Source organism: Lactococcus lactis (genome assembly GCF_029023865.1).
Classification (GTDB): Bacteria; Bacillota; Bacilli; order Lactobacillales; family Streptococcaceae; genus Lactococcus; species Lactococcus lactis.
Window position 1 is genome coordinate 342,878 of record NZ_CP118969.1, and the last position, 11,768, is coordinate 354,645.

General features: G+C 36.9%; 9 protein-coding genes. All 9 read left to right on the forward strand.

Annotated features, from left to right (window positions below):
- The first annotated feature begins 9 nt into the window (after positions 1 to 9).
- The 9 genes from PYW37_RS01835 (at position 10) to mutM (ending at position 11,643) form a co-directional block, all read left to right on the forward strand.
- The gene (locus PYW37_RS01835) at positions 10 to 921 is read left to right on the forward strand and encodes an ABC transporter permease (RefSeq protein ID WP_003131640.1); all 912 of its coding nucleotides are present in this window, start codon (positions 10 to 12) and stop codon (positions 919 to 921) included.
- A 15-nt stretch (positions 922 to 936) separates the two neighbouring features.
- Entirely contained in the window at positions 937 to 1,968 is a 1,032-nt protein-coding gene (locus tag PYW37_RS01840; RefSeq protein WP_003131638.1) for an ABC transporter permease, read from the forward strand.
- A gap of 2 nt (positions 1,969 to 1,970) precedes the next feature.
- Positions 1,971 to 3,020 carry an ABC transporter ATP-binding protein gene (locus PYW37_RS01845; RefSeq protein ID WP_003131637.1) on the forward strand — a complete coding sequence of 350 codons (1,050 nt, stop codon included), beginning with the start codon at positions 1,971 to 1,973 and terminating at the stop codon, positions 3,018 to 3,020.
- Positions 3,017 to 3,958, forward strand: coding sequence for an ABC transporter ATP-binding protein (locus tag PYW37_RS01850; RefSeq protein ID WP_025016563.1), 942 nt, complete (start codon positions 3,017 to 3,019; stop codon positions 3,956 to 3,958). The genes PYW37_RS01845 and PYW37_RS01850 overlap by 4 nt, the downstream gene beginning before the upstream one ends.
- 229 nt (positions 3,959 to 4,187) lie before the next feature.
- Entirely contained in the window at positions 4,188 to 5,759 is a 1,572-nt protein-coding gene (locus PYW37_RS01855) for a peptide chain release factor 3 (protein WP_003131635.1), read from the forward strand.
- Between the two features lie 263 nt (positions 5,760 to 6,022).
- Positions 6,023 to 7,666 (forward strand): degradosome RNA helicase CshA, encoded by a 1,644-nt coding sequence (gene cshA, locus PYW37_RS01860; protein WP_023189936.1) that lies wholly within the window; start codon positions 6,023 to 6,025, stop codon positions 7,664 to 7,666.
- Positions 7,667 to 8,029: 363 nt separating this feature from the next.
- Complete coding sequence (gene era / locus PYW37_RS01865) at positions 8,030 to 8,941, forward strand: GTPase Era (RefSeq protein ID WP_023189934.1); 912 nt, start codon at positions 8,030 to 8,032, stop codon at positions 8,939 to 8,941.
- A 96-nt stretch (positions 8,942 to 9,037) separates the two neighbouring features.
- A complete protein-coding gene (asnB, locus tag PYW37_RS01870) occupies positions 9,038 to 10,630 on the forward strand; it encodes an asparagine synthase B (protein WP_025016562.1) in 1,593 nt (530 codons plus the stop codon).
- Positions 10,631 to 10,824: 194 nt separating this feature from the next.
- Positions 10,825 to 11,643: a DNA-formamidopyrimidine glycosylase gene (gene mutM / locus PYW37_RS01875; protein WP_025016561.1), complete on the forward strand. Its 819-nt coding sequence runs from the start codon at positions 10,825 to 10,827 to the stop codon at positions 11,641 to 11,643.
- Positions 11,644 to 11,768 lie beyond the last annotated feature (125 nt).

Here is an 11,768-nt window from a genome sequence, read left to right on the forward strand (position 1 = left end):
AAATTTTTTATGATTAAATATATTCTTAAACGTTTGGGGCTTTTGCTTCTGACTTTGTTCCTGATTGTGACATTGACTTTCTTTATGATGCAAGTCATGCCCGGAACACCTTTCTCAAATCCCAAACTAACGCCAGATCAACTGGAAATTTTAAAACATGCCTATGGTTTAGATAAACCGCTTTGGCAACAATACTTTATCTATGTAGGACACATGTTCACAGGTAATTTTGGAACATCATTTGTTTATACAAACCAACCTGTTATTACAATGATCGCTCAACGTTTACCAGTTTCAATGCAACTTGGAGTTCAAGCGCTTATTCTTGGGACAATTCTTGGAGCCTTTATGGGAAAAGCTTCCGCTCGTCGTAAAAATGGCATCCTTGATGGAATTTTCGGTTTTGTTTCAGTCCTTGGGATTTCAGTTCCTTCATTCGTAATTGGTACCTTAATCCTTCTTTACTTAGGATTTAATTTGAATCTTTTCCCAATTTCTGGTTGGGGAACCTTCTCACAAACAATTATGCCAACAATCGCTCTTTCTTTTGCTCCAATGGCTGTGGTAACTCGTTTTGTTCGTTCTGAAATGATTGAGTCTTTATCTTCTGACTACATCTTGTTAGCTCGTGCTAAAGGACTTTCTGAAAAAGAAGTGGTCAATAAACATGCATTGCGTAATTCATTGATTCCAATGTTGACTTTGATTGGGCCAATGGCTGCCAATCTTTTGACAGGGTCGGTCTTGATTGAAAAAATCTTTTCAATCCCCGGGATTGGTTCACAATTTGTTGATTCAATTCCAGCCAAAGACTTCCCAGTTATTATGGCAACAACAATTGTCTATGCAGTAATCTTGATGCTATTTATCTTAGTTACAGATATTCTGACTGCAATTGTTGATCCACGAGTTCGTCTCTAGAAAGGGTTTGTCGAAATGGAAAATTTAAATAAAGACTTCACCCTTGTTGGTTCAAAGGGTTCAGATTCAACAGAAAAAATTGCGAAACCTGCCTTGAGTTTTTTCCAAGATGCTTGGCGTCGTTTTAAGAAAAATAAAGTAGCTTTGGTTGCCATGTGGATTATTGCGATTACATTGGTTTTCTCAGTAATCTCAGCATTTGTTGTACCACAATCAAAGGCAAATTACTTTGATCCAAATAAATCACAAGTTTATGGAAATCTTCCGCCAAAACTATCAGGTGATTTACCATTTTGGAATGGTGAATTTAAAGCACCGGGTTCTACTGAAAGAACAGATGTCTATAAATCACAAGATGTTCCAAGCAAAGACAAATATGTCTTCGGGACTGATAAATATGGTCGTTCATTAGCTAAACGAACAATTGTTGGTTTGCGTATTTCATTGATTATTGCCCTTGCTGCCGCCTTGATTGACTTAGTAATCGGGGTGACCTATGGGATTATTTCCGGCTGGATGGGCGGAAAAGTCGATATGGTCATGCAACGGATTATTGAAATCATCCAATCTGTACCTAACTTAGTTGTAGTAACAATGCTTGCTCTACTTTTGGGACAAGGAATTTCATCAATTATTATTGCGATTGGTCTATTTGCATGGACCGGGATGGCCAGGCAGGTACGGAACATGGTTCTCTCCTATAAGGAGCGTGACTTCGTCTTGGCCTCAAAAACTTTAGGACAATCTACTTGGAAAATTGCAGTAAAACATTTGTTGCCAAACGTTTCAGGGGTTATTGTTGTCCAAATCATGTTTGATATTCCAAGTATGATTATGTATGAGGCTGTTTTATCAGCGATTAACCTTGGGGTTAAACCGCCAACGTCTTCTTTGGGGACTTTGATTAATGATGGGATTGCAAGCTTGCAATTCTATCCATTCCAATTGATTATTCCAGCAGTAGTATTGTCTGTGCTTTCACTCACATTTATCTTCTTTGGAGATGGTTTGCGTGATGCATTTGACCCTAGAGCAAGTGAGGATTAGAAATGGCAGAAGAAAAAGTATTAGAAGTTAAAAATTTGCATGTCAATTTCCACACCTATGCTGGAGATGTTAAAGCGATTCGTGATGTTTCTTTTGATTTAGAAAAAGGACAGACCCTAGCGATTGTTGGTGAGTCTGGCTCTGGTAAATCAGTAACAACAAAAACTTTGATGGGCTTGAATGCGAAAAATGCGGTAATACCACAAGGTGAATTATTATTTAAAGGGCGTAACCTTCTTGATTTAAAAGAGGAAGAGTGGCAAAAAATTCGTGGAAATGAAATTTCAATGATTTTCCAAGACCCAATGACTTCTCTTGACCCAACAATGCGTATTGGAAAACAAATTGCTGAACCTTTGTTGAAACACAACAAAGGAATGAGCAAAGCCGATGCCATGAAACGGGCCCTCGAATTGATGCAACAAGTCGGAATTCCTGATGCCGAAGTGCATATTAATGATTATCCACACCAATGGTCAGGCGGGATGCGTCAACGTGCAGTTATCGCGATTGCCTTGGCTGCTGACCCTGAAATCTTGATTGCAGATGAACCAACAACTGCGCTTGACGTTACAATTCAAGCACAAATTATGCATATGATGGCTGAATTGCAAGAAAGAATTAATTCATCAATTGTCTTCATTACCCATGACTTGGGAGTTGTTGCTGGTTTTGCACATAAAGTGGCGGTAATGTATGCGGGTGAAATTGTTGAATACGGAACAGTTGAAGAAATTTTCTATAACCCACAACATCCATATACTTGGGGACTCTTAGATTCAATGCCAACGGTTGATTCAAGTGTGGACCGATTGGTTTCAATTCCAGGAACTCCACCTGATTTATTGAATCCACCAAAAGGGGATGCCTTTGCAGCACGTAATAAATTTGCCTTGGCAATTGATTTTGAAGAAGAACCTCCATACTTTGAAGTATCTCCAACACATTTTGCCAAAACTTGGCTTTTAGACCCACGAGCACCAAAAGTAACGCCTTCCGATAATATCTTGGCACGCTGGAAACGCTGGGAAGAATTGAAAGGGGATAAATGATGACAGAACCTAAAAAAGTAATTGAAATAAAAAACCTTGATTTGACTTTTAATAAAGGAAAGAAAGGGGCTAATAAGGCAATTAATAATGTTTCTTTAGATATTTATGAAGGAGAAACATTTGGTCTCGTTGGAGAATCTGGTTCTGGTAAAACGACGATTGGTCGAGCAATTCTTAAACTTTATGATAATTTCATTACTGGTGGAGAAATTCTCTTTGAAGGTAAAGATGTTCGTAATTTAAAAGGTTCGGAGTTGCGTGAGTATCGTTCAGAAGCACAAATGATTTTCCAAGATCCACAAGCTTCATTGAATGGACGGATGCGCGTTAAAGATATCGTTGCTGAAGGACTTGATGCTAATGGTTTAGTAAAAACAAAGGCTGAACGTGATGCTCGTGTATTGGAACTCTTACGTTTGGTTGGATTGAATGATGATCATTTGACACGTTATCCGCATGAGTTTTCTGGTGGACAGCGTCAACGGATTGGGATTGCACGTGCACTTGCCGTAAAACCTAAATTTGTCGTAGCTGATGAGCCTATCTCAGCACTTGATGTTTCAATTCAAGCTCAGGTTGTTAACTTGATGAGAGATATTCAAGCAAAAGAAAACTTGACTTACTTGTTTATCGCTCATGATTTGTCAATGGTTAAATATATTTCTGACCGAATTGGTGTCATGCACTGGGGGAAAATTTTGGAAGTTGGAACTTCTGACCAAGTTTACAATCATCCAATTCATCCTTATACTAAGAGTTTGCTAAGTTCAATTCCGTCACCAGACCCTATTTCTGAGCGGGAACGGACTCCAATTATTTATGACCCAACGGCTGAATTGGATGGACAAGAACGTGAAATGCGGGAAATTACCCCAGGACATTTTGTCTTCTCAACAGAGGCAGAGGCAGAAATTTACAAGAAAAACGCTACTGTATAAATAAAAAATTTAATGATAAAACAATTAGTTTTGCTGATTGTTTTTTCTTTTGGTTAATTACCAATCGAATGAATTTTTTAACTCTTTAGTTTGTTGGTAAGATTTGTAAAAATCAACTATAAAATCAGGGCAAATTTTGATATAATTAAAAGAACTATTTTTTTGAGGCTTAACCAATGTAAAATAAATTAAAAATATAAATGAATAATTAAAGAAAAAGAGAGTATAAATGACTTTACAAGAAGAAATAAAAAAACGCCGGACTTTTGCCATCATCAGTCACCCAGATGCTGGTAAGACGACGATTACAGAACAATTATTGAAATTTGGGGGAGCCATTCGGGAAGCGGGGACTGTAAAAGCTCGTAAAACTGGTAATTTTGCTAAGTCAGACTGGATGGATATTGAAAAAGAACGTGGAATTTCTGTAACAAGTTCTGTCATGCAATTTGATTATGCAGGCAAACGTGTTAATATCTTGGACACGCCTGGGCACGAAGATTTCTCAGAAGATACTTACCGAACATTGATGGCAGTTGATGCTGCGGTCATGGTTATTGACAGTGCTAAAGGGATTGAAGCACAAACGAAAAAACTTTTCCAAGTTGTAAAACGCAGAGGGATTCCGGTTTTCACTTTCATTAATAAACTTGACCGTGATGGACGTGAACCGCTTGATTTACTTTCTGAATTGGAAGAAATTCTTGGGATTGCGAGTGTACCAATGAATTGGCCAATCGGAATGGGGAAAAATTTCCAAGGACTTTATGATTTTACGCATGGTCGTGTGGAAGTTTATCAACCTGAGGATGGTAAACGTTTTGTTGAATTTGATGAAAATGGGGAAGTGCCGGCTAGTCATCCTTTGACAAAAAATCCATTCTTTACTCAAGCTTTAGAAGATGCTGAATTACTTTTGGATGCAGGGAATCAATTTTCTGAGGAAGAAGTTGTTGCAGGGCAATTGACACCAGTTTTCTTTGGTTCGGCTTTAACTAGTTTTGGGGTAGAAACTTTCCTTGAAACATTTTTAGAATATGCACCAGAGCCTCATTCACACAAAACGGTGGACGAAGAAGAAATTGAACCTTTAAATCCTGATTTTTCTGGTTTCATTTTCAAAATCCAAGCAAATATGGACCCACGTCACCGTGACCGAATTGCTTTTGTTCGGATTGTATCTGGTGAATTTGAACGAGGAATGGATGTTAATCTTATTCGGACGGGTAAGAAAGTGAAACTCTCAAATGTCACACAATTTATGGCTGAATCGCGAGAAAATGTTGAGAATGCTGTAGCTGGTGATATTATTGGGGTTTATGATACTGGAACTTATCAGGTTGGGGATACATTAACCACAGGTAAATTGAAAAAATCTTTTGAGCCATTGCCAACATTTACCCCTGAGCTCTTTATGCGTGTCCAAGCGAAAAATGTGATGAAACAAAAATCTTTCCAAAAAGGAATTGACCAATTGGTACAAGAAGGAGCCATTCAGCTCTACAAATCTTATACAACTGGTGATATTATGCTTGGTGCGGTTGGGCAACTTCAATTTGAAGTCTTTAAAGACCGGATGGAGCGTGAATATAATTCTGAAACAATCATGACACCAATGGGGACAAAAACGGTTCGTTGGATTAAAGAAGAAGATTTAGATGAAAAAATGTCTAGTTCACGTAATATTTTGGCACGAGATCGTTTTGACCATCCTTTATTCTTGTTTGAAAATGAATTTGCTATGCGTTGGTTTAAAGATAAATATCCAGATGTTGAATTAATGGAACAATTTTCAGTATAAAATTACTGACAGATATTTTATATAGTAGAAAAGCTTATATTCTTTAAAAAATATCATAAAAATTTACTGACAGCTTTGTCAGTATATTTTTTATGAAAATATTTTAAAAAAAGTAAAGGGCGTAAGCATTTTCAGTCAAAAAATTATGCTATAATAGATAAGTTACGTCAGGCGAGTCACATAAATTTCGCCTGTAGCAAGGGTTTCGTACCCTGTAATAAAAAGTTTGGCGTGGGAACACGCAGTAGAAATATAGGTAAAAAATGAAATTTAGTGAACTCGGCCTGTCAGAAGGAATCGTAAATACACTTACAGAGATTGGTTATGAACAACCAACACCAATCCAAGAACAAACAATTAAACTTGCACTTGAAGGGCGTGACGTTCTAGGTCAAGCGCAAACAGGAACTGGTAAAACAGCAGCATTTGGTCTTCCAACAATTGAAAAAATTGATGCTTCTAATCCAGCTATTCAAGCACTCGTTATTGCTCCAACCCGCGAACTTGCGGTTCAAGGACAAGAAGAACTTTTCCGTTTTGGTAAATCAAAAGGGCTTAAAGTTCGTACTGTTTTTGGTGGTTCAAGTATTGAAAAACAAATTAAAGGTCTTAAAGCTGGTGCACATATTGTTGTGGGAACACCAGGACGTTTGGTTGACTTGATTAAACGTAAAGCAATTAAATTGGATCAACTTGAAACTTTGATTCTTGATGAAGCTGATGAAATGTTGAATATGGGATTCTTGGAAGACATTCATTTCATCATTGAAAAAACACCAGAAGCTCGTCAAACATTGCTTTTCTCAGCAACAATGCCAAATGACATCAAAAAAATTGGTGTGAAATTCATGAAGAATCCTGAACACATCAAAATTGCAGCCAAAGAAATGACTGCTGACCGTATTGATCAATATTTTGTAAAAACAAAAGAATTTGAAAAATTTGATGTTTTGACTCGTTTGCTTGATGTTGAACGTCCAGAACTTGCAATTGTTTTTGGCCGTACAAAACGTCGTGTTGATGAATTGATTCGTGGTCTTAAATTGCGCGGTTACCGTGCTGAAGGAATGCACGGAGATTTGGACCAAAATAAACGTTTGGCTGTTTTGCGTGATTTCAAAGCAGGACATATTGACGTTTTGGTTGCAACTGACGTTGCTGCTCGTGGACTCGACGTGTCAGGAGTTACTCACGTTTATAACTACGACATTACTCAAGACCAAGAAAGCTATGTTCACCGTATCGGTCGTACCGGCCGTGCTGGTAAATCAGGACGTTCAGTAACATTAGTTTCATACAATGAAATGGGTTATCTTCGTGCCATTGAAAATATGACTAAAAAGCCAATGAAAGGCTTGAAACCACCTACAAAAGAAGAAGCTTACCAAGCGTCACTCTCAGTAGCTATGGATGATGTCCTTCGTGATTTGTCTGATGATTCAGCTAAAGCAAAATTGGCTAAATTTGACAAACAAGCAGCGAGTCTACTTGAAAAATTTGATGCTAAAGAATTGGTTGCTTTACTTCTTCAAGGTCGCGTAAAAGACCCTGATAATCAAGAAGAAGTTAAGATTACAGCTGAACGTCCATTGCCATATAATGGTGAAGGAAAAGGCTTCAAGAAAAAAGGTAAAGGTGGCGGCGGACGCTACAAAGGTCGTGGAAATGGCGACCGTGATGGCAACCGTGGCGGTTACCGTGGAAATCGTGATGGTAAAGATGGCGAACGCGGTGGAGATCGTAAACGCAACTGGAAAGACCGTGATGATAACCGTGGCGGTTACCGTGGAAAACGTGATGACCGTCGTTTTGACGATCGTAAACAAGGAGAAAAAACTCCTCGTAAACGTACCACAGGAACTGAAAAATCAGCTGGCTTCGTAATGCGTAGCCGTGGTGACAAATAAAAATAGTCAAGAAATTTCGGTAAATAGAGGAATCATCAGTTAGCTGATGGTTTTTTCTTTTGTCAGCTGTCAGTAATTTTATTGTTTGAAAGTTAAACAATAAATCTGTCAGTAGTTTTTGAATACAAGATTATTCTGTCAGTAAATTTGTACTGAACATAATTGGATTTAACAAGCTGACGGAGATGACAAATGATTTTTAAAGACTCTGTCGCTTTTCGTCAGTTTAAAGCGATTGCTTAATGAGCTTTAAATCGGCGAATAAAGAATTTGTCAGCTTTACTGATGATTCTGTCAGTAATTTTCACAATCATTTTTTAGAATTTTACTTAAAAAGGACTGATTTTATGCTATAATAGCGCTATGACAAATAACAAATTTAAATCAGGATTTGTGGCGATTTTAGGTCGTCCAAATGTTGGAAAATCAACATTTATGAACCACGTGATGGGACAAAAAATTGCCATCATGTCAGATAAACCTCAAACAACAAGAAATAAAATTCAAGGAATTTATACTACAGAAAATGAACAAATTGTTTTCATTGATACGCCAGGTATTCACAAACCACACAATGCTTTAGGCGATTTCATGGTTCAATCTGCTTATTCGACTTTACGTGAATGTGATGTCGTTTTGTTCATGGTTGCGGCTGATGAACCACGTTCAACCGGTGAAAATATGATTATTGAGCGCTTGAAAAAGGCAAAAGTTCCTGTCATTTTGGTCGTCAATAAAATTGATAAAATTCATCCTGACCGTCTTTTTGAAATTGTAGCCGATTATACTTCACAAATGGAGTTTTCTGAAGTGGTTCCAATCTCAGCTAAACAAGGGAATAATACAGAAAGATTAATTGATACGCTCTCTGAAAAATTGGACGAGGGTCCTCAATATTTCCCAGAAGATCAAATCACTGACCATCCTGAGCGTTTTCTTGTTTCAGAAATGATTCGTGAAAAAATCTTATTATTAACTCGGGAAGAAGTTCCACATTCAATCGCAGTCACTACTGACCAAATGACTCGAGATGAAGAAACTGGAAAGATTCATATCATGGCAACAATTATTGTTGAACGCAAGAGCCAAAAAGGGATTATTCTTGGTAAAGGCGGCGATATGATTCGTAAAATCGGGAAAATGGCTCGTCGAGATATTGAAATTATGCTTGGGGATAAAGTTTATCTTGAAACTTGGGTCAAAATCAAAAATGACTGGCGCGACCGAAAAATGGATTTAGCTGACTTTGGCTACAATCGTGATGATTATATGTAATGAAAATAGCGAATTATCGCTATTTTTGTTTTATTATGAAATTTCCAGACAATTGTGATATAATATTGAAAATTATAATTATTATTGGGGGAAATTATGTGCGGTTTTTTATTTATGGAAACATCTGATTTAACGATAGAAGAGTTTAAAAGTAATTTGGAATTGATTGAGCATCGAGGACCAGATGACCAACAGCATGTTCGTGATACTTTGGGAAATGATTTTGGTTTTTGCCGACTTTCAATCATGGATTTATCAGACTTGGGACGTCAACCCTTTGGTTTAAATGGCAAAAGAGTTATGTGTAATGGTGAAATCTATAACTTTTTAAGTCTCCGTAAGTTCTTGGAAACAAAAGGTTATAAATTTACTGGTGATTCTGACTGTGAGGTTCTTTTACCACTTTTTGAAACTACTGGAATCGAAACAATGGTAAAAATGCTTGATGCTGAATTTGCTTTTGTCTTGGTTGATGAAAACACTGCTGAAATTTTTGCCGCTCGTGACCCATTTGGGATTCGTCCACTTTTTTATGGTTATAATAAAGTAACAGGCAAAATTTCGTTTTCATCCGAAGCCAAAGCACTAATTTCAACATGTAATGATGTGACACCATTTCCTCCAGGTTACTACTATGCCAATGGTGAATTTCATGTTTTTAATGACATTGCTGAGGTTTCAACAATTGTTGAAGAACCTTTGGCTGAAATTTCAGGACATATTCGTCGCAAATTGGAACGTGCAGTCAAAAAACGTCTTCATGCTGATGCTCCAATGGGATATCTCTTGTCAGGTGGTTTAGATTCATCATTGGTTTGTGCGATTGCAGCTAAGGAATTAGAAAGTCCAATCAAAACCTTTGCTATTGGAATGGAAACCGATCCGATTGATTTGAAATATGCTCGTGAAGTGGCAGATTTCTTACGAACTGACCATACCGAAATTCTGATGACAAAAGAAGATGTACTTTCAGCAGTCCGTGAAGTGATTTGGCACTTAGAAACATGGGATATCACAACTATTCGGGCTTCTATTGGCATGTATTTAATCTGTAAATATATTCATGAGAATACAGAACTGAAAGTTTTGATGACTGGTGAAGTTTCTGATGAAATGTTTGGTTATAAATATACTGACTTTGCTCCATCAGCGGGTGCCTTTCAAAAAGAAGCTCAAAAACGAGTGCATGAACTTTATATGTATGACGTCCTGCGGGCTGACCGCTGTTTAGCGGCTCATTCTCTTGAAGCGCGTGTTCCTTTTGCTGATTTGGATTTTGCGGCCTATGTCATGTCTATTAATCCCAGCAGAAAATTGAATACTTATGGCAAAGGGAAATATCTCTTGCGTCATGCTTTTGAAGGGACTGAACTATTGCCAGATGAGATTTTATTCAGAGAAAAAGCTGCTTTTTCTGACGCTGTTGGTCACTCAATGGTTGACTATTTAAAAGAATTTGCTGACGAAAAATATTCTGATGAAGACTTAGCAAAGGCCAGTGAAAAGTATCCAAAACATACACCATTTACCAAAGAATCATTGATGTATCGTGAGATTTTTGAAGAATTTTATCCAGGATATGAAGATTGGATTCTTGATTTTTGGATGCCAAATCGCGATTGGGTTGGGGCAGAAGTTACTGACCCATCAGCTCGCGTCTTATCAAATTATGGTTATTCTGGAAAATAAATTTTGAAATCTTTATCATAAAAAAATGAATGAGAAATGTTAAAATAGTCACTGATGAAACTTATCTAATGATAAATTGTCAGTGATTTTTTTATATTTAAATTTAATTAAGAATACAAAAGAAAGTTGTCAGTAAAAAATGAATTAAAATTTACTGACAGACTTGTTAGTAAATTTTTTGATGTGAGGGAAAAATGCCAGAGTTACCAGAAGTTGAAACAGTGAGAAGAGAGCTTGAAAAAAGAATTGTTGGACAAAAAATTGTATCTATAGAAGCCACTTATCCAAGAATGGTTTTAACTGGTTTTGAGCAATTGAAAAAAGAATTGACAGGAAAAACCATTCATGGCATTTCACGTCGCGGAAAATATTTAATTTTTGAAATTGGCGAGAAAGATCGTTTGATTTCTCATCTGCGGATGGAAGGAAAATATCGACTTGCAAGTCTCAATGTTCCAATGGAAAAACATGACCATTTAGCCCTTAAATTTACTGACGAACAATTAATTTATGCTGACGTAAGAAAATTTGGAACTTGGGAATTGATTTCTACTGACCAAGTCCTTCCATATTTTTTGAAGAAAAACATTGGTCCGGAGCCAACTTATAAAACTTTTGATGAACAGATTTTCCGAGAAAAATTGCAGAAATCGACAAAGAAAATTAAACCTTTTCTACTTGAACAAACATTAGTGGCTGGACTTGGAAATATTTACGTTGATGAAGTGCTCTGGCTAGCAAAGATTCATCCAGAAAAAGTGGCAAATCAACTGACAGAAAATTCTATTCATCTTTTACATGATTCTATCATTGAAATTTTGCAAAAAGCAATTAAATTAGGCGGCTCAAGCATCAGAACTTATAGTGCCTTAGGTTCAACAGGAAAGATGCAGGACGAATTACGAGTGTATGGAAAAACAGGGGAAAAATGTGTGCGTTGTGGCAATGAAATTCAAAAAATAAAAGTGGCTGGTCGGGGGACCCACTTTTGCCCATTCTGTCAGCAAAAATAATGACTTGATTTTTACTGACAGCTTTTAAAATTAATTTAAAAAACTCAGTGATAAAGTTAATAAAAAAACGTATAGATAGAATATAGGGGCTTATAAAAAATCCTGAAAAATGCTATAATTAAACA

Coding starts and splice junctions, on each gene's coding strand:
- PYW37_RS01835 (WP_003131640.1), top strand. CDS start 10: ATGATTAAATATATTCTTAAACGTTTGGGGCTTTTGCTTCTGACTTTG.
- PYW37_RS01840 (WP_003131638.1), top strand. CDS start 937: ATGGAAAATTTAAATAAAGACTTCACCCTTGTTGGTTCAAAGGGTTCA.
- PYW37_RS01845 (WP_003131637.1), top strand. CDS start 1,971: ATGGCAGAAGAAAAAGTATTAGAAGTTAAAAATTTGCATGTCAATTTC.
- PYW37_RS01850 (WP_025016563.1), top strand. CDS start 3,017: ATGATGACAGAACCTAAAAAAGTAATTGAAATAAAAAACCTTGATTTG.
- PYW37_RS01855 (WP_003131635.1), top strand. CDS start 4,188: ATGACTTTACAAGAAGAAATAAAAAAACGCCGGACTTTTGCCATCATC.
- cshA (WP_023189936.1), top strand. CDS start 6,023: ATGAAATTTAGTGAACTCGGCCTGTCAGAAGGAATCGTAAATACACTT.
- era (WP_023189934.1), top strand. CDS start 8,030: ATGACAAATAACAAATTTAAATCAGGATTTGTGGCGATTTTAGGTCGT.
- asnB (WP_025016562.1), top strand. CDS start 9,038: ATGTGCGGTTTTTTATTTATGGAAACATCTGATTTAACGATAGAAGAG.
- mutM (WP_025016561.1), top strand. CDS start 10,825: ATGCCAGAGTTACCAGAAGTTGAAACAGTGAGAAGAGAGCTTGAAAAA.